Source organism: Acinetobacter sp. CAU_H_S139_7 (assembly GCF_058599305.1).
Genome location: NZ_CM178651.1, coordinates 2,382,505 through 2,401,636, shown reverse-complemented (window position 1 = coordinate 2,401,636; position 19,132 = coordinate 2,382,505). Strand labels below are relative to the sequence as shown.

The window sequence follows — 19,132 nt, the reverse complement described above, 5'->3', positions numbered from 1 at the left end:
GAGGGATATCACATGAAACATACTTTAAAAACCCTCCCATACATGATGCTTCTGCTTACAGCGTCGATTTCTTCAAGTGCTTTGTATGCTGCGGACACCACAGTTACACCAACGAAAAGCGTTATATTCTTTTTAGGCGATGGGATGGGGCCAACCACAGTGACGGCAAGTCGTATTTATGCTGTGGGGGAAAATGGCAAACTGGCCATGGACCGCATGAAGCACGCAGCACGGATTAAAACCTATTCTGAGGATGGTCAAACCACAGATAGCGCTCCCTCTATGGGCGCCTATATGACTGGGCAGAAAAATAAAAATGAAGTGATTGCCATGACAACAGGAACGGTTGCGGTCGAACCTGAAGAAGGAAAATTGCCGAATGGCAAAAGCTTAGCGAAAGCCATCAACCGTTGTCCAGAACAGGGCAGTAGTATGGTCGCAGGGATGCCTGCGTTAAGTATTTTAGAACTGGCAAAAAAGCAGGGTAAAGCGGTTGGCGTAGTGACGACGACCGAACTCACCCATGCCACACCTGCGGCAACCTATGCACATATCTGTCACCGTGATGCGCAATACGATATCGCGCTTCAAGCTGTTCCAAAAGGTAAAGCTTATAATCCAAACTTATTGGATGGCATTAATGTCCTTATGGGAGGCGGCTTAAATCATTGGACGCCTTATGATGCAGTCTCTAACTCCAAAGGGCGCTTGGATGGTCGTGATTTATTGGCAGAGTTTAAACAGCAGGGTTATCAAACCGTTGTAAGCCAAAGTGATTTGGCGCTGACGGTCAATACTCAGAAAATTTTCGGCGTATTCTCCACACAGTCGCATTTAAATTTTGATTTGGACCGACTCAAGAAGAATATAGAGACTGAACCGAGTCTGGCGGCGATGACCAGTAAAGCGATTGATGCACTGCAAGCACAGAGTCATGGACAAGGCTATTTCTTGATGGTTGAGGGTGGGCGTATTGACCATGCGCTACATGCCAATAATGCCAAACGGGCATTGCAGGAAACCAAGGCATTTAATGATGCAATTCAAACTGCACTGGATAAAGTGGATTTGAGCAATACCTTGATTGTAGTGACGGCAGACCATGACCATGTGATGACCTTTAATGGTTATGCCGCACGAACGGGTCAAACGACGGAAACTAATCCAGGTATTTTGGGGCTGAGCTATGATTATAATATTGCAAAAGAGCAAAATGCTTACAGCAAAGTGCTGGCTGATGGCCAAGTACATAATCCATACCGCGATGTAAATGGGGCAACAGGAACGACGCTTGTTTTTGGAAATGGTACGGGTAAACGTTTAGATATTCGTGACAGTATTAGCAACGAGCAAGCCTTTGCTGACGACTATAAACAAGAAGTCGGGGTACAACTGACGAAAAGCGAAACACATGGCGGCGGAGATGTGATGCTGTTTGCTGAAGGAAAGAATTCAAATTTCTTCAAAGGCACACAAGAAAATACATGGGTATTTGAGCAATTGAAAAAGGCGTTTGGATTCTAATGGATACAAGATTAATACGGCCGTTCAAATTCAAAATGAAGTTCTTAGCATTGTCTTTCAGTTTGCTCAGTCCATGGGTATGGTCGGCCGATGAATATCGTATTGATTATCAGATTGAACGGTTGGATGCCAATGGGGTCACGACCATTCAAAAATACAGTGAGAAAATAATTCGAGATGCGCAAAATATTTGGATTGAACGTTTAAACACACAAACGCATGCTGACGAAGCCCATACACATAACAACGCTCATGTGTCTGCCAAAGATACCCATCAGCATGCGAGTTTTGACAGTGCAATTCAGTGGATGCAGCGCAAAGATGTAGTCGGGCAAGCAAACGTAGAAAGTCCGTTTCAGCGTTTTTATATTTTGCCAGATGAAAAAATGCGGGTGCAATTGCAGGATGTCGATCAAGAAATGCTAGGGATGAAAAACTGTTGGCGCTGTGAATATAGTTTGATTCATCCTGACATTTTAAAGCGAGCACAATTGATTCAACGTGATCCGAAGTTAGCGCATTATCAAATACGCAGTGCTGGGCAAACGTTGAATATTATATGGAGTGAACAGGATCAACTGGTTCAAAAATATGAATTGCTCAAACCGACCTCAGGCTATGCCAAAACCTTTACCGTGCGCAAAATTGGCCAACATGTTGCTACACCTTGGACACAAACAGAAAAATACAGCGAACGTGACTATGCAGACTTTAGTGATTAGCCGATGAGTTTTTGACTTTTAATTTCGACGTTACAATAGAAATACCCGTGATTTTTTTGGGAAAAATAAGCGCTTAGGACTGTGCCGCTTGTACGGTTAAACCACTCCACCGCTTAAACGCACGTCGAAAATTAGTGGCATCGTTAATTTGTAAATACTGAGAAATCTGTTCAGTTTTAAAACCATGTACACGATATAAAATGATGGCAGTATGCAAACGACTTTGATCGAGTTGCGCCTGAAAATGGGTCTGATGCTTTTTCAGTTTACGTTTTAAGGTGGCAGAACTCATTTGAAAATAGTCAGCGGTTTGTTCAAGTTGAATATTATTTTGAATATTCTGCATTAAATATTGGTGCAAACTGAGCAAAAAACTCTGTTGAATATTTTGAGCTGTCATTTCTTTCAGCGCATATTGATAACTGATTGAAGCTAAGGTCGAAGAGGCATTGGGAAGTTTTTCATAAATCAAATCGCGAGGTAGGCTCATCATGTTGATCGGGCGATTAAACTCTAAAGCACTGCCTAAATGTGTCCAATATTGTTCAATATAGTCAGGTTCAGAAAAATTAAACTCGAATTTCCACGCTAACTTGGCTTGGTACAGTTGACGGCTAAACGCTTGTACTGCACTCATTGCGCTTTCGATTAAAAAGCGATTTTCAAGCTTGTTTTCATCTAACCAATAAATATGAATATGGCTTTGACTGTACATGAGTCGAGGGCATAACCATGGTGAAACGGACGCGGAAAATGTTAAATAACGGCTAAGTGCCTCATCGAAGGTCGATGCATAAAGCATAGATTTAATGGCGTCATTAAAGGGGGTGGTTAGGCTGCGTTGACCAAATAAAAAACTGATGTCCTGATTGCGAAAACACTGTTCAGCATTTTTTAAAACCTGTTGTAACTGTTGTTGACTAATTAGTTTTTGCCCCGAAAAGATATCTTCTAAGAAAATACTGCTGCCACTGAGCAGGACGTGATGTTCGACTTCATGACTCGCTGCCAAATCAATTAAAATAGACAATTGATGATGCGCAGGAATGTAGCTGTAGTCGCATTCAAAGCTCATACCATGACTCGCTTCGGTGAGTAGTACTGCTTCACTTGGAGCAATTGCTGATTTAAGGCACTCAAGAGTTGTTGGGCAGTTTGGTATTGTCCGACAGCGCAGCAGGTCGTGAGTGCTTTTAGAGGAATGTGCACGGACAGATCACGTTGATAATAAGCACTGACCATAAGCATGCGTTCAAGTTGAGCAGCCATTTTTTCAGCCTGTTGTAGCTTAGTCTCTGGTAACAACATAATAAAACGATCTCCTGCGAAGCGGCAGAGCAGGTCTTGTGGTCGTAAGTTTAAGCTAATCAATTGTGAAACATGCTGTAAAATAGATGTGCCTTCATCAAAGCCATGTGTTTGATTAATCTGATTAAAATTATGCATATCTAGCAGTATGACGGACATGTCGCTGGGTTCATGCAAGTTTTGCTCGATTGCGGCTTTGAGCTGTGTTTTAAAATAATGAGCATCGGCCAAAGGGGTGAGTGCATCGAATAAGCGATGATCCCGATAAATACGTTCTCGTTTTTGCATGTGTTTAGAAATTGCCTGTTCTTCTTGATGCCAAAAATAAATCCCGATGGTAAATAGATACAGTCCAATTGGAAAAGGAATGGACTCAAGCCATGCATCCCACATGATTTCTTTAGGCAGGCGAATAAACTCATCTAAGCTGTCCATCCACATGTGGAAAAAAATAAAACACAGTCCATAAAAGATATAGTTGGTTACACGGCCCAAAGGACGGCTTTTAATAATAAAGAAAATCCAAATACCAATAAAAACAGTTGCTCCCCCTTCACCTAAAATATCGACCCAGTTCCATTCAGCAAATGACTTGCTCTGCCCAAGTAAGATAAACAACCAAAGGGATAAGCTACAGGCAGTCGCTACACATAATAAAGGCCAGCGGTAGTAAGCAAAGTATTTAGGCATAGCATTTTTTGAAATGATTTATTTTCGCCCAAGCTAAACAGATTTAGATGACAGTTTGATGGCAATGGCTAGGGTCAAAATAGATCAGGGTATTTTTGATTTTTGAGAATAAAAATGCTGAAAAACCCTATCTTTGAGGTGAATATGCATCATTCTGTATGCTCAGTATTTTCTCTATACAGATCAAATTAGCTCACTTTTTGCTGAAAATGGCCAAAAACAAATAAAAAGGACAGGCAGAAAAAAAGACTGTCACATCATGTTCACATTCAATTTCTATTGTGCGTTCAAACCATGCCACTTTGGCTTGAGGGGAAGAACATAATGCAAAATAATCAGAGCCGTTTCATGAAACATAAGCGTGCGGGTTTTCAGCTTAGCACACTGGTCCTGTCAATGCTGAGCATGATGCATCTACATGCCGAAGATAACACGGTGGAATATGTACAGGTCATTGGTCAAGCTGCAAGTATGGATAAAGCACTCAAAGAACAAAAACGTGCCGACCAAATCAGCAGTGTGGTACATGCCGATGGCATCGGACAATTACCCGATGACAATGCCGCAGAAGCTTTGCAACGGATACCGGGTGTATCTACAGAGCGTGACCAAGGCGAAGGACGTTTTGTTTCCGTTCGTGGTTTAGGCGCTGACTTAAATGCAGTAACCATCAATGGTACTTTGGTTCCCGCGCCTGAAAGCGATCGCCGTGGCGTAGCATTGGATGTCTTACCTTCAGAGCTAGTACAGTCATTGGCTGTGGTGAAAACGCTGACACCAGACATGGATGCCAACTCATTAGGTGGTACGGTGCAGGTTGAAAGTTTATCGGCTTTTGACCATGACGGTTTGTTTTATACGGGAACGGTTGAAGGTGGTTATGATGAAAAACGGGAAAAATATAGCCCTAAAGCATCTGGTGCTATCAGTAATCGTTTCAGTGTTGGTGAGGGGCAAGACAACCTTGGGGTGGCACTGGCACTGAGTTATCAAAACCGAAAATTTGGCTCGGACAATGTTGAAACGGGTGGGGCTTGGGATGGTGACGCACTTGAAGAAACCGCAATGCGTCAATATGACATCGAGCGTGAGCGCATTGGTGCGGGTTTAAACTTTGACTACCGTCCGAATGACACAGGCGAATACTATTTAAGAACTTTATATAGTCGCTTTAAAGACACTGAGTCACGTCAGGAAGTGGCGGCTGAATTTTCTGATCCGCAATTTGCAGGCCAGCGTGGTGATGCAGAAGTGACTCGTTCACTGAAGAGCCGTGAAGAAACACAAGAAATACAGTCTTTTGTCCTCGGTGGTAAGCAAGGTTTTGGCACGTGGACGGTGGAAGGTCAGCTCGGTTATAGCGAAGCATCGGAGGAAAATCCAGGGGGAATTTCGGGGGCAAAATACCAAGGTGATTTTAGTAATGTTGGATTTAATAGTACGCAAAAACCTGTAATTACGGCAGACCAAGATTTTTATAATGCGGCCAACTATGAGTTAGATTCGGTGTCGTGGGAAAAATCTAAAACCACCGATAAAGAATACAACGGTAAATTAGACTTTTTGAAAGACTATATGCTGGGGAATTATGCTGCTGCATTGAAGTTCGGCGGAAAAATCAGTCAACGTGAAAAAACCAACAATACCGATGAATGGAAATATGAAGATCTCAGTACGTCAAGTTCAGATTTCAATTCAAACAGCCATTATGAACTGGGTCAGTTTGGTCCAACCATTAATAAAAATGCTATTAAAGATAAAATCAGTGGATTAAATCCAAATGATTATGTGGTTGCTGACGGTTCAATCATTAATGACTTTAAGTCGAATGAAGACATACAAGCGGCTTATGTCATGAATACCGTTGATTTGGATCAACTGCGTGTGATTGCAGGCTTACGTTATGAAAATACCAACTTTGAAGCACGTGGTTTTGAGTTCAACGATGATGTGATCACTGCGACTAAACATGAAAATGACTATGATCATTGGTTGCCAAGCCTACATTTACGTTATCAATTGGCCGATAACGCTTACCTCCGTGCCGCTTGGACCAATAGTGTGGTACGTCCAAACTTTGCGCAAAGTGCACCAAGTGTTTATATCGATGGCGATGAAGCTGAGTTTGGTAACCCAATGTTAAAGCCTTTAGAATCTTCTAACTTTGATTTGGGGGTAGAAAAATATTTTGGCAAAGCCAGTATGGTGGGCTTCTACGCATTTTATAAAGATATCGATAACTTTATTTATAACACCAATATTGCAGGAACAGGGCAATGGGCTGACTTTGATGAAGCTATTACCTATAAAAATGGTAATGAAGCAAAACTGTACGGGATGGAGTTTGCCTACTCACAAAAGTTTGACCATCTAGGAGCACCATGGAACGGGTTCTTGTTGGGTTTAAATACCACCTTTAGTAAGTCAGAGGCGGATATTGATTCGATGAAAGATGGCGAACTTCTGAGCCGTCGTATTCATTTACCAAACCAGTCGGATGTGGTCGGTAATGCCATGATTGGTTGGGAAAATGAGCGTTTTGGTGTACGACTTTCAGCAAATTATAAATCGAGTTATCTGTATGAACTTGGTGACATTGATACGCCTGAGAAAGATATTTATACCGATGACCAAATCTTTCTTGATTTTAGTAGTCATGTGAACTTATCTAAAAACTTACAGCTCAAGTTTGATGTGCAAAACATCACCGATGAAACTTATTACAACTATGCAGGTTCTAAGGCTTATAACGCTCAATATGAAGAGTATGGCCCAGCATACAAACTTGCACTGACCTACACCCACTTTTAAGTCGAATTAAATTTAGTTCTCAGGTTTGCTCAGCAGAAGCAGACCTGAGGTTCCTTGCCCAATTTTGAGTGTCTCTATGAAATTTTCATCTTTTAAATTGTCTGCTTTAAGCAGTTGCTTGCTGTTATTGAGCGCATGCAGTCAGCATAGCGTGCCCCAAGCTCCGCAAAATAGCCAGTCGTTAAGCCCAGTTGAAATACCAATAGATCAGCCCATGGCAGCGAAGTTGCAATTACGTGAAGTCGACATGAATGGGGCAAAAACTGAGGATGTGCAATGGTTAAGCTTGAGTGCATGGCCTGAAGTCGCCGCACTGTTGAGCAGTAAAAATAAAGGGCTACAAATATTAGATGATCAACAAAATGTACTACATCAAATTCAAGGTCAGTTTGGGCGTTTTGATTATCGGATTGGTTCGGAGCGTTTATTGATTGCTGCGTCAAATTTGCAACAACAGCAAATTCAACTGATGAGCATGAACTTAAAAAATAAAGCATGGGACAAACCCAGCTTTATTCCAAAGCGTTCATTTAAGTCTGAAGATGTTTGCTTATATACCGATGCTCAAGGGCTGAGTTTTGCTTTTTTAGTAGGCGAAGAGGGGCTTGGTGAACAATGGTTGGTGGCTCAGCATGAGAAGGCTTTGGTTCAACCACAGTTGTTACGCCGTCTCAGTTTTCCACCTGCTAGTAGTGTATGCAAAGTGAATGATGCCACAGCAGAGTTGTTTATTAATGAAGCGAATGTTGGGGTTTGGGCATATCCAGCTCATTCTGAAGCTGACATGGTGCGTCAGGCGGTGGATCTCGTGCAACCCTTTGGTTCGATGCAAGGTTCACCCTCTGCAATTGCGATTGTAGATGATCATGTCGCCGTACTCGATGCAGAAAAACCTTTGCTTTATCGTTATCAAAAGCAAGATAAGCAATGGAAAGCACAGCCGCCTTTACAACTAGACACGGTGAAAGAAGCAGAGACTTTGAGTGTTCAAGGTAATTTAACTGATAAATCCTTGCTGATTTTAGATGATAAAACCGTGAAAGTGACAGATGTGGAATGGGAAACTCACCCCCAGATCAAAGCCCAAAATATCATCACTATTCCAGCAGAAGTGCAGACGGAGGGTGTGCCAAGTACAGGTGACGCGGCTGATGATCCTGCGATTTGGCATAACGCTGCACAGCCGAGTCAGTCCCGTATTTTAGCGACAGATAAACAAGGTGGTTTACAGGTTAACGATTTACAGGGCAAAACCGTGCAGTATTTGCCAGTAGGGCGATTGAATAATGTTGATGTACGCCACGGTTTTAAATGGGGCAATCAAACGGTCGATTTGGCTGTGGCATCGAACCGAGATCATAACAGCCTGCATCTCTTTGCGATTCAACCCAAAACGGGCAAGGTTTCTGTGCTTGGCGAGCTAGCAACTACATTGGATGATATTTATGGCATTTGTATGTACCGCGACGCTCAAGGGGAAATTTATGCCATTCCCAACGATAAAAATGGGACTTTTGTTCAATACCACATCACGGCTGCACAGCAAAAATTACGGGCTGAAGAAGTACAACGTTTTTCAGTGAAAACTCAACCTGAAGGCTGTGTCGTAGACGATGCCACAGGACGTATTTTCTTGGGTGAAGAAGATGTCGCGGTGTGGGTAAAAGATCTCAACCCAAAAACTCAGCTCCCTATGCAGCAGGTGATAGGTGTAGGAGAGGTGATGCATGATGACATTGAGGGAATGGGACTTTATCACGGTAAAAAGCAAAGTTATTTGGTAGTTTCAAGCCAAGGCAATGACAGCTTTGTGGTGCTTGATGCCGCAGCACCTTATACGGTTCGTGGCGCATTTCGTGTAGGCATCAATATCGACAAAGGCATTGACGCTGTGTCTGAAACAGATGGACTAGATGTGAGCTCCCTAAATTTTGGTGGCAAATGGAAGCAAGGCATGCTGGTGGTGCAAGATGGACGTAAACGTATGCCTGAAACCAATCAGAACTTTAAATATGTGCCGTGGGAAAAAATCGCTCAAGCCCTGCATTTGGACTAAATAGCGCTTGAGTACATGAGCTGCTAAAGAATCACAGCCCATTTTAAAAATATATATGTACTGCACCATGCAGTAAAAAAATTGGAGTGCGTTATGCAAGCAACGATGGATCAAATGTCAGTTTGGATGTTGATTAGCCATGCCAGTGTGTTGGTAAAAGTAGTGATGTTGATTTTGGTTTTATCCTCAGTAGTAAGTTGGTATTTAATCGTGCGTCACGGTATGTTACTTCGTGGACAAGAGCAGCTTTGGAACCGCTTTTTAAAGAATTTTAGACAGCAAAAAGATCTCAATCTTTTACAGCAAGACTACCAACAGCCTGAACAACAAAAAGGAGTTGTCAGCATTTTTCAACATGGGGTGGATGAATACCATCAATTGATCAAAGATGAGCAACTCACGACGGCGGATGTGATTGATGGGGTAGAACGTCGTTTACTCAGCAGCATCAGTGAAGAAGAAGAAAAGCTTCAGCAAAATCTCACCTTTCTTGCAACAGTCGGTTCAGTCAGCCCTTATATAGGCTTATTTGGAACGGTCTGGGGCATTATGAATGCGTTTATTGGACTGTCTGCCGTTGAACAGGCAACCCTAAATACAGTTGCACCAGGGATTGCAGAAGCGCTGATTGCAACAGCCATTGGTTTATTTGCTGCTATTCCTGCGGTAGTCGCGTATAACCGCTTTTCGGCACGTGCTGACAAGCTTTCCAGTCGTTATTACGGTTTTGCCAATGAGTTGCAAACGCGTATTTATCGTTTGTTGGGGCACACTGAGCGCACTTCGCGTTAAGGAGCAAGAACCATGATTAAGCGTCCTCAAAAATTAAAACTCAATGCTGAAATGAATGTGGTTCCTTATATTGATGTCATGTTGGTGTTATTGGTGATTTTTATGGTGACTGCACCAATGTTGACGCAAGGCATTCAAATTGATTTGCCTGAAGTGGATGCCAATGTCATGCCCGCATCACAACAGCAGCGTATTGTAACCTTATCTATTCAAGCCAATGGCCAGTATTACTGGAATATTGGATCAGAAGTGAATACCGAGAAAGTTACGGATCAGGCCATTGATTTAGCCACTATGCAACAAAAACTGGTTCCGATTATTCAAAAAGATAAAAGCTTACAGTTTTATGTACGTGCCGATCAGGATGCTGATTATCAACTGGTTGCACAGGCCATAGCATCCTTGCAAAAAAGTGGGGTAACGAACTTGGGGCTAGTGACAGAGGAGCCACAATCATGATGACAACCGTTTCCAAAATTAGGTTTCGTGATCAAGGTCTAGCGCTTTCGGTCACGACTGGATTACATATTGCGCTAATTGCATGGTTATGTACGGTTGAGATGCATGAAACATTGGTGGAACCTAAGCCGAAAACCATTCAATTACAATTTGTGCAAATACCACCTCCAGCCAAACAGCAACCAGAACCTAAAAAGCCTGAACCGATAGTCGAAGAAAAGCCGCTACATGAGCCTGTCAAAAAACAGCTTGAGAAACCTGCTGAAGCCCAACCGAAAACCACCAAGAAGTTTGTAGAGTCGCAGAGCAACAAAATTGTACCTACAGCGGCTAAACCGACACAGCAAGTCGTGACGGAAAAGCAAACGGCAACAGAGGAATCTCAGAAAACAGTAGATACGCAGTCTAAGGCGGATATACCAACTCAGACGAAGACCCAGAAATCAGTAGAACCCAAAGCACAAACTCATCCTGAATCATTTGATGTTAAAAATTATCAACCTGTTGCAAAAATAGCACCAGCCTATCCTGAACAAGCTTTGGATCGTAAACTTGAGGGGGATTGCACAGTGATGTATAGCGTAAATGAAAAAGGACGGGTAGAAAATCCTAAAGCACAAGGCGATTGTCATCCGATGTTTGTACGACCTTCGATACAGGCTGCACTCACTTTTAAATATCAGCCTCGTCTTGTCGATGGTAAACCGACCAGTGTGTCGAATGTTAAAAATACTTTCCAATATCGGATTGAAAGTTAATTTTATTTAATAGAACGGCTTGGCTGAATAAAGATTTTCATGCGAGCTTAATTCAGTAAAATAATTCTCAAATGAAGAAGGCTTAATCAAAACTATTTTTTAAAGTATAGGCAGAAAATCTTGCGTGCAAAAAATGGCTTTGTTGCACAAAGATTTGAAATGCAAAGCGCCCCTAATTGAGCTAAATTTAAGGCGTAACTTGGGTAAGTGGTCGACCTAATTCCGTAAATCTGTTAAGGACTGCTACACGTGCATGGATTTCATTCACTTGGCTATCAAAACTCCTTGCACTGAGTTTATCTCCTAATAATTTGATGCAATGCATCTTAGTTTCAACCAAACTTCGCCGATGATAGCCTGACCATTTTTTCCATAGTGTCCTGCCTAAACGTTTAATTGTTCGAAGTAATTCATTTCGCTCTAGCGAGCTACTCTTTGTATCTTTCCATTGTTTCGCATTTTTTCTAGGTGGAATCACCGCATGCCCTTGCCGATCTGCAATGACCTGACGGCATTGCTTGGTGTCATAAGCTCCATCGGTATAAACAGAGTTAATCTGCTCATCTTGTGGAATCTGATTAAGTAAATCACCAAGCACCTGTGAATCACTGACATTATTGGTTGTAAGCTGAACTGCTCGTATTTGTAGGGTTTTAGCATCTATACCAATATGAAGTTTACGCCATTGGCGACGATATTCAGGTCCATGTTTCTTGCGTTTCCATTCGCCCTCACCTAGAAACTTCATGCCTGTAGAGTCCATGAGTAGATGCAGCCCATCGCTACTTTTTTGGTAGCTGATTACAATATCAATATGCTTTTGTCTTCTACAAAGCGTGGTGTAATCTGGAGCTATCCAATTTAATCCGCAAAGTTTAATCAGACTTTGCACAAAGCCAGTGACCATACGTAAAGACAGACGGAATAAGGATTTAATCATTAAGCAGCATTGGATGGCTGCGTCGGAGTAGGTTTGATTTCGCCCTTGTTTGCCTTTTGATGGCGCATACCATTGCGTAGCAGGATCAAACCAAATGGCAATATTTCCGCGACTCATGAGTGCTCGGTTATATGCGGGCCAATTGGTTGTGCGGTAGATTTTGTGTGTAGGCTTCTTCATTTGAAAATTATATCGCTGAAAAACCCTTTACAGATAGGTTTGTGCAACAAAGCCCTTTTTAACTGATTGAAACAATACACAGCAATATAGCACAATAATTCTGGAGCCTACCATATGCCTACTTTTGATGATTTATGCGGATTCAAATGAGAAAGGTGAGATGTATATTTGTTTTAAGTTATTGTTATTAAAATAAATAAAGTACTCCGAAGATGCCGCTGCATGTGTCGTTACCCTGAACCCGATGAGTTCAAAGCTGGTTGAATGAGTTAAGCAACATTAGAGTGTATTTAACAATAAAAATAATCCCATAACAAATTAATTTTCATACATATTTTTGTTTAAGCGCTATCTAAAAATAGGAGGCGATTTTAAACAACATTTTTACAGTATACACTGGGTATACATAGAATTTAAGCTGTATTTTTTGTAGCAAGGTATACACTGGGTATACATTTTATAGAATAAAAAAAGGCCTGTATGGCCTTTGACTAAGTAGAGCCCTAATTAGGTTGGCAAGTATTCAGATACCTATTTTTACTTAAAAATTCGAGTACATCTCTTTTTGTGTACCCAACTTTTCTCGGTCCCACTTTAACAAAAGGAATACCATTACCTTGGCAGCGTTTAGCCTGAAGCCAAGATAGTGACATATCGCATACTAGCGCTACGACTTCGGGTGAGAATACGGCATCCTCAGGAAGATTCCAAAATTGATGAATTGAGTTCAAACGTTGCTCTTCTGACATTCGAGCAATACGATCCAATCTTTGTTTCATTAATTTTATCGGTCCTATAAAAATTATTGCATATAGATATATGTCTAGATATATCTGCTGATAACAAGAACATAGCACAACATAATTTTTCAAAACTCATTTCGTTGAAAACATCAAAAAATCGGTTTATTTTTTTAAATAATATTGTTCCTGGTTAGCTAACTAACTTTTTACTTTGACTGTATCGATGATTAAAAAAGTTATTGTCTAAGCTCAATTTGGATGTGAAAGATTTGCAGTAATATTTAGTCATCCTTCTTTGAGGCTTTTCATTTCGTAAATGTGAGGGTTTAACTTCAAGAAACAAATTCTTATGTTTATTTCTACTAAGTTAGTCTTGAACTATGATCTGGATTATTAATATTTACTCAATATGAGAGGCTAGTACCTCATTCAATAAATAGGTCAAACCTATAATTTATTTTCTCAAATTCATAGTATTTAAAATAATGTGACACAGTTCAAATCTGTACGTTACTCAGCAAAAAACTGTCCGTTTCATCCAATTTCTTCATTATTTTAATAACGTTACACAGCAAAATTTTGTACGTTACTCAGCAGAAAATACGATGTTACATAACACTATTTAAATTGGACTAAATCAATATCTTAAAGTTTTTTAATAGAGTTGTAAGCGTTATTTATTAGATGTGTTTTACTATTCAGAACACATTTTTATGTTTTAACACTCAAAAAATAAAAATAAGTTGTTTAATAGTCAAACTGTTAGGCCTAAAAGCTATTAATTCATCTATTAAGCTCAAGTAGGGTGAATCATATCTACTTACACATCACCTTTTATTTAATTAGTTCAACGCATTTTTCATCAAAAATCAGCGAATCAGGACGGTTGGAGATCTATTTTTTCACATCTGTTTATCATTGGGTATGGGGTGGGGAAATCTTTCTAATTCTGGAAGGTATCAAGCAAGCCTACCTGTAGCTACAGAAAAAATCGCTACGCGATTTTTGTCTGGTACGCAACAGGGCCTTGTTAGGGAGATCCCTAAGACCCCTCCAATACAACTCCAATGGAGGTGAATAAATGACAAGAGCACGACGAAAAATTGTTAAGCGACTTCGTTTTAAGGATGAGCAGGCAAGAAGGTTAGACAGCTATCTTGAGATGAGGAAAGTAACATTTACTGATTTCACTCATTACTTAATTGAAAGTGAACTAAACAGATTGGGCTGGCAGTGTACTGACAACGTTCAGTTCGAGGCGTCAGAAGAAAATATTGTTGCTGTTGACTTACCTATTAGGAAGCGGAGAAGGGAAAAATTTAATATTATTGGTCGTCCAGCTCCAGATATGGATCCTAAGTTATTGAAAAAATTAGGAGGCATTGGGCATAACGTAAATCAGATTGCACGTTCGCTCAATATTATCTGTGGTTATCAAATAGATGTTATGCAACAGTTTTCTTTTATAGATTGTCTTGATGTACTAGCAGATATACAACAGCAGATTCACAAATATTTACCAGAGATCCCTACCTACACCCTTTCAGAAAATCTCGCAGAACACAGACGATCAAAAGCTCAAGGATCAGTCGCAAAAGTAGAGCTTACATAATGATCATCAAGTTTTTACCAGTTGGGACTGGTGATCCTAAGAGGGCAGTCTCCTATTTACTTGGCGAACTTGATCATAAAGGAGATAAGCGAGCTGATGTGGAAATATTAGAAGGAGATCCTTTCACATTTTCTGCCCTGGCAGAAAGTGCTTCATTTAAATATTGTTATACATCAGTTGTCATTGCCTGGTCACCGCAGGATCAGGTGACAGATGATCAAATCAGTGAAGTTGTTTCTGGATTTCGAGAACATATCGGTGCTGGACTTGAGCAAGATCAGTATCACATGACTGTCATCATGCATAGAGAAGATGATGGTTCAGGACATTTACATATTCTAATACCACGTATGGAGCTGAGAACTGGAAAATCATTTAATGTCGCTCCGCCTGGTCATCGTCATTATTTTGATCCGTTACGTGATTACTTTAACTACAAATATGATTGGATTCGACCTGATGATGTTACACATTTGAATCAGAAAGAGTTGCCTCAACATCTGCATTTCCAAGATGCTAAAGATGTAAAAGCAAATTTAGATGGATTAACTGATCAGAAATTGACGAAAGATGAGCGGCTGAAGATTATTGATCGATATGTTCTGAACCTGATCAATTCGGGTGACATTAATAATCGTGAAGAACTTGTTGGCTGTCTAAAACGTTTGGGCAAAGTGAACAGACAAGGCAAGGATTATATTTCACTTAAACATGCGACCGACACAGATCGGCTAAGAGGAAAATTTTATGGAATGGATTTTTCATTTAAAGATTATCAAATAAATCAAAGACGATTAAAGCAGGGAATCTGTGAGAGTGAACAACTGTTAATAACCAATGAAGAACGTTTAAAAAGAGCCGAAAAATGTTTTAAAGAAATGCATCGTGTTCGGGCAAAGCGAGCTGAATACAACCATAAGTATTACCAACCCAAAGGATTAAAAGGACAAACAATAGATCAAGAAATATTAGATTCGGAGTTGAATATAAATTCAATGCTTAACCGATTCATTCCTAAAGATGAATCTAGTCCTGATGATATGTCTAGGATATATGATCCTAAAAACTTATCCATCGATAAAATTAAGAAAAATCAAGTATTACCACATCAAACACACACAACGACATCCATGCATGAAACTGATGCCATTGTTGAGCTAAATTCAAAATTAGTTGCAGAAAGATTTTCAAGCTTTGATGAAGTTGAACAAACAACGCCTCAAATAAATTTAGGGCGAAATTTAATCAAGACAACAAGTGAATCTTCAATATCAAAGAGTTTACTAATTGATTGGGAAATTAACAGTATTAAGCATTCTCTTAATTATCAGAAATCTACACGAATGGAAGGAGTTAAGTATGAGAGATACACCATTACAGATCTTAAAAAACCAACGGATTGCCCAGTTAGAGGCGACAGTTCAAAATCTAGAACTGAAACTGAAAATAAAGGACGGGGAAATTCAAACAGACCAAAATGTGATCCAAGAGCAGAAAGCCTACATCAACGAACTAGAGAACTCGCAGAAGCTACAGCACGACTATCAAGAGCTTATGAGGAAAGAAAACTTTCTTATGAACAAGAAACTCAAAGATATGAATTCGAAGTCAATCGAGCAGGGCAAGATCATCAAGTTATATCAAGAGGAACTGCAAAAAGAGATTTCATTGAAAGAGCTCATCGAATATTTAGAGAGACTAAAATCAGAGTTAGAAACACATTTGAAGATGTTATTAAAAGTCTCTTATCTGCGACCCCTGATCCAAGAGGAAATAGATGGCGTTTTAAGGCCATATCTGAAAGGGTTGAAACAATTGGAGTCAGTAGATTGGTCAACATTGCAAGACAACGAACTGAGCGTAAACAACGTATTGAAAACGTTAAACGATTTAAACAAGAATTAGAACGTACGAAAGAACTCTCAAAGCGCAGGCGTGCATTGAATACCATGAGTGCTGAGCTAAGCTGCATCCAAGAGAATTTCCCTGAGCTAGAACTAAGACCTGCATTGGGCTTTGTATCAATAGCTGAACGCTGTTTTCATCAATATCGTGATGCCAATAAATCTGACGAGGACATAGATCTATACCTCGGTGAGTATATTTACAGTATTGATGAATGCTTTAAGTTTCTCGAAATAAAGCTAAATACTATGCAAGCTGAGGAACTAAATACAATTAAAAAACTGTCTACAATAATTGAAGGTCACTTAGATCAAATTAAGTTTGAAATAATTGTAGAGGATGAAACTGTTCACTATGAGAGTGCTAAGCAGGAAGTAAAGGGTTTGGTTGCAGCATTTAGGGAAAAGCTTGGCAAGCATGAAAGGATACTGATAAACAATATGTTCGATGATGATGGATTAATCCACCCTGATTTAGACAAGAGAAGGCATCAACCAGACAGACTATATAACTCAGACTATGATAATTTTTCTTAGTCAAAGGGCTAGCGGCGGGAAGGCACAGCTTTGCCGCTACTAACTTATATGGCATATCTATATTTGAGCTTATATGTGCGTTTAGTATAAGAAATTTATACCAAATGAAAAATGAGTTAGAAAGATATGTGAAAAAATAGTTTTCATTCAAAAATATCTTAAAATTCAATCGTATTTATAAGGGGAATCGGGTGAGTAAGAAAGATTGGATATTACAGACTAAAGAAATTCGTAGGTCTTTTAATAATGCAACTTGGATACCATTAAGAGCATCGCAGAACAATACTCATGGGGATATTCAAAAAATCGGATACATTGAAGATTACTTTGGGTGTGGTACAGTTGCTTTTCCTGAAGAGCATATGAGTTTAGCTGACAGCTTAAGTTGGAGTGACATAGGCATAGGTTGTGAGACAACTCCATATGCCTATGATGATGGATATTATAAAACAGTTGAAGAGTATCAATATAATGACAAACAACCTATAGGGACTCATTTAGTATTTAGCTATACACATCCTTTAACCCACAAGCGTGAGTGGATAATTAATCCTGACTTAATCATGGCACTACAGCTAGTGAAAGAGGGAGATATTTGGGTCAGTCCGTTGGAAAATTTTACTCCCGTAATTAAGGAGGTATTCAATGAAAATAATGATCATGTACTTATAGAAATTAAAAAAGAATTCTTAATAGACTATCTTGCTGCTAGAAATCTGAACCTGCGAATTTCATATTATCGACAAAGAGTTGAGAATGTAGAAAGTTTAGAAACAAGCCCTTACAAGGATCTTGAAAATAAAAATGATGAAATTGAGGGCGGTAGATTTGAACTTTTAATTCGTGATCTTGAAAGTGTTTATGGGGGTACATGGGCATCTATGCGAGTGGGGAGAACAGATGTAGATAATGAGGAAGACGCCCCTGTAATGGGAGAAGAAAATGATGGGAATACAGAATATGAACAAGCAGAGGGCTATACAGGAGGATACCATGGTGTAAGAGTTGAGGGAGAGTTTTTAAAAGATGAATGGATAATGCATAATGGGAAAAGCACCAGAATAAGAAATGATAAAAATGAAGATTTACCTAGCTTTATTATTGAAACAGATGGAAAAAGAGTACCTTCTGATAAATTAAATAATGAGTCCATTGGACGTTGGCTTTGGTTTAGATCATCTGTAATTAATGAACTACTTACTTATAGAGGTTTTTCTTTAAGTTGGTATACACAGGAAACAGGAGCCATAAATTCTTCTTCAGGTTATAGAACACATTTTGGCTTAAATGTAGCTGATTACATAACAGTATATGCTTATGATATTGCTCGATTAAAACCTTGGGAACAGCATGTTTGGCTAGGTCATAATGTAGTGCCTGATGGAAAAGTATCAGCAGAATTAATGCTATCTCAAGTAGAAGCTAATCCAGCTAACACCCATGCTCCAGAAGTAATATTATTTGAATTGGCAGAGGTATTAGAACAGCATTTTTATGAAAAATATCAGTTAGAACTTTTTTCACATAAAGTTGATGCAGACACTTTCTTTAAGCATATTTCTCGATTTGCTAGCAAAGATCAGCCATCTCTACTGAGATTGGCAAAAGAGTTGACTCGCTTTTTCTCGGAACGTTTAAATAAAAAAGCTCTTAAACAGCTTTCTAATCATAAATTAAAAAATGATTTAGGCTCAAATAAGCTCTTCGAAAGCATTTTAGCGGATAAAGTAGGTGAGGATAAAGCTCATCAAATGTTTGGAGTAATTGCTGGTATATATGATATGAGGAATGGCGATGCACATATATCTGGATCTAAAATTACTGATGCCATTAAATTAGCTGAAGTTGATGACTCCTTATCATATCTTAGACAAGGTCAGCAGCTTATAGATAATCTTGCTAGATCCATATATTTTATAATTAGAAAGTTATTTGATGAATAGAAAAGCGACTTTTCCCCAAATAAAATAAGTGAAATATTTTTTAGATTGTCTAAAAATACAATAATAGACTTTGTTCGATTTCTTCTTTTTCTTTAATACCTTTTGTTGATTTTAAAAGCCCCATTCTAGTGAATGGGGCTTTTTTAATGTTTT

General features: G+C 39.6%; 13 protein-coding genes. 10 read left to right on the top strand and 3 right to left on the bottom strand.

Translation table 11 applies throughout. The annotated features are described in order from the left end of the window. Positions 1-12: 12 nt before the first annotated feature. Positions 13-1,524 carry an alkaline phosphatase gene (locus AC4MC0_RS11750; protein ID WP_491887087.1) on the top strand — a complete coding sequence of 504 codons (1,512 nt, stop codon included), beginning with the start codon at positions 13-15 and terminating at the stop codon, positions 1,522-1,524. A gap of 35 nt (positions 1,525-1,559) precedes the next feature. After that, entirely contained in the window at positions 1,560-2,246 is a 687-nt protein-coding gene (locus AC4MC0_RS11745) for a hypothetical protein (RefSeq protein WP_491887086.1), read from the top strand. 73 nt (positions 2,247-2,319) lie between these two features. On the opposite strand, the gene AC4MC0_RS11740 is transcribed toward AC4MC0_RS11745, so the two are convergent. Together AC4MC0_RS11740 and AC4MC0_RS11735 are read right to left on the bottom strand one after the other, a co-directional pair. After that, positions 2,320-3,321: a helix-turn-helix transcriptional regulator gene (locus AC4MC0_RS11740; RefSeq protein ID WP_005399817.1), complete on the bottom strand. Its 1,002-nt coding sequence runs from the start codon at positions 3,319-3,321 to the stop codon at positions 2,320-2,322. Further along, positions 3,318-4,244 (bottom strand): diguanylate cyclase domain-containing protein, encoded by a 927-nt coding sequence (locus AC4MC0_RS11735; RefSeq protein ID WP_163141003.1) that lies wholly within the window; start codon positions 4,242-4,244, stop codon positions 3,318-3,320. The genes AC4MC0_RS11740 and AC4MC0_RS11735 overlap by 4 nt, the downstream gene beginning before the upstream one ends. Positions 4,245-4,568: 324 nt before the next feature. On the opposite strand from AC4MC0_RS11735, the gene AC4MC0_RS11730 reads away from it, so the two are divergent. The 5 genes from AC4MC0_RS11730 to AC4MC0_RS11710 all read left to right on the top strand — a co-directional run bounded on the left by AC4MC0_RS11730 (position 4,569) and on the right by AC4MC0_RS11710 (position 11,120). Beyond that, on the top strand, positions 4,569-7,055 hold the full coding sequence (locus AC4MC0_RS11730; protein ID WP_491887085.1) for a TonB-dependent receptor: 2,487 nt from the start codon (positions 4,569-4,571) through the stop codon (positions 7,053-7,055). Between the two features lie 76 nt (positions 7,056-7,131). Next, positions 7,132-9,111 (top strand): phytase, encoded by a 1,980-nt coding sequence (locus AC4MC0_RS11725; RefSeq protein WP_491887084.1) that lies wholly within the window; start codon positions 7,132-7,134, stop codon positions 9,109-9,111. A 93-nt stretch (positions 9,112-9,204) separates the two neighbouring features. Further along, a complete protein-coding gene (gene tolQ / locus AC4MC0_RS11720) occupies positions 9,205-9,903 on the top strand; it encodes a protein TolQ (protein ID WP_491887083.1) in 699 nt (232 codons plus the stop codon). Positions 9,904-9,915: 12 nt separating this feature from the next. Next, positions 9,916-10,362 carry a protein TolR gene (gene tolR / locus AC4MC0_RS11715; protein WP_491887082.1) on the top strand — a complete coding sequence of 149 codons (447 nt, stop codon included), beginning with the start codon at positions 9,916-9,918 and terminating at the stop codon, positions 10,360-10,362. Further along, positions 10,359-11,120, top strand: a complete 762-nt coding sequence (locus AC4MC0_RS11710; protein ID WP_491887081.1) for an energy transducer TonB — start codon at positions 10,359-10,361, stop codon at positions 11,118-11,120. Before tolR ends, AC4MC0_RS11710 begins: the two co-directional genes overlap by 4 nt. 187 nt (positions 11,121-11,307) lie before the next feature. Here the strand turns inward: AC4MC0_RS11710 and AC4MC0_RS11705 are convergent, their stop codons facing one another. Continuing rightward, entirely contained in the window at positions 11,308-12,240 is a 933-nt protein-coding gene (locus AC4MC0_RS11705) for an IS5-like element ISAba12 family transposase (protein WP_274561262.1), read from the bottom strand. A gap of 1,824 nt (positions 12,241-14,064) precedes the next feature. Here AC4MC0_RS11705 and mobC point away from each other — a divergent pair. From mobC to AC4MC0_RS11690, 3 genes are all read left to right on the top strand, one after another. Beyond that, the gene (gene mobC / locus AC4MC0_RS11700; protein WP_149931829.1) at positions 14,065-14,595 is read left to right on the top strand and encodes a plasmid mobilization relaxosome protein MobC; all 531 of its coding nucleotides are present in this window, start codon (positions 14,065-14,067) and stop codon (positions 14,593-14,595) included. Next, entirely contained in the window at positions 14,595-17,036 is a 2,442-nt protein-coding gene (locus AC4MC0_RS11695) for a relaxase/mobilization nuclease domain-containing protein (RefSeq protein WP_149931828.1), read from the top strand. The genes mobC and AC4MC0_RS11695 overlap by 1 nt, the downstream gene beginning before the upstream one ends. A gap of 191 nt (positions 17,037-17,227) precedes the next feature. After that, entirely contained in the window at positions 17,228-18,979 is a 1,752-nt protein-coding gene (locus AC4MC0_RS11690) for a hypothetical protein (RefSeq protein WP_149931827.1), read from the top strand. Positions 18,980-19,132: the final 153 nt, after the last annotated feature.

What these genes read in the sequence shown, in the direction of transcription:
- AC4MC0_RS11750 (WP_491887087.1), top strand. Translation starts at nt 13, where the DNA reads ATGAAACATACTTTAAAAACCCTCCCATACATGATGCTTCTGCTTACA.
- AC4MC0_RS11745 (WP_491887086.1), top strand. Translation starts at nt 1,560, where the DNA reads ATGAAGTTCTTAGCATTGTCTTTCAGTTTGCTCAGTCCATGGGTATGG.
- AC4MC0_RS11740 (WP_005399817.1), bottom strand. Translation starts at nt 3,321, where the DNA reads ATGAGCTTTGAATGCGACTACAGCTACATTCCTGCGCATCATCAATTG.
- AC4MC0_RS11735 (WP_163141003.1), bottom strand. Translation starts at nt 4,244, where the DNA reads ATGCCTAAATACTTTGCTTACTACCGCTGGCCTTTATTATGTGTAGCG.
- AC4MC0_RS11730 (WP_491887085.1), top strand. Translation starts at nt 4,569, where the DNA reads ATGCAAAATAATCAGAGCCGTTTCATGAAACATAAGCGTGCGGGTTTT.
- AC4MC0_RS11725 (WP_491887084.1), top strand. Translation starts at nt 7,132, where the DNA reads ATGAAATTTTCATCTTTTAAATTGTCTGCTTTAAGCAGTTGCTTGCTG.
- tolQ (WP_491887083.1), top strand. Translation starts at nt 9,205, where the DNA reads ATGCAAGCAACGATGGATCAAATGTCAGTTTGGATGTTGATTAGCCAT.
- tolR (WP_491887082.1), top strand. Translation starts at nt 9,916, where the DNA reads ATGATTAAGCGTCCTCAAAAATTAAAACTCAATGCTGAAATGAATGTG.
- AC4MC0_RS11710 (WP_491887081.1), top strand. Translation starts at nt 10,359, where the DNA reads ATGATGACAACCGTTTCCAAAATTAGGTTTCGTGATCAAGGTCTAGCG.
- AC4MC0_RS11705 (WP_274561262.1), bottom strand. Translation starts at nt 12,240, where the DNA reads ATGAAGAAGCCTACACACAAAATCTACCGCACAACCAATTGGCCCGCA.
- mobC (WP_149931829.1), top strand. Translation starts at nt 14,065, where the DNA reads ATGACAAGAGCACGACGAAAAATTGTTAAGCGACTTCGTTTTAAGGAT.
- AC4MC0_RS11695 (WP_149931828.1), top strand. Translation starts at nt 14,595, where the DNA reads ATGATCATCAAGTTTTTACCAGTTGGGACTGGTGATCCTAAGAGGGCA.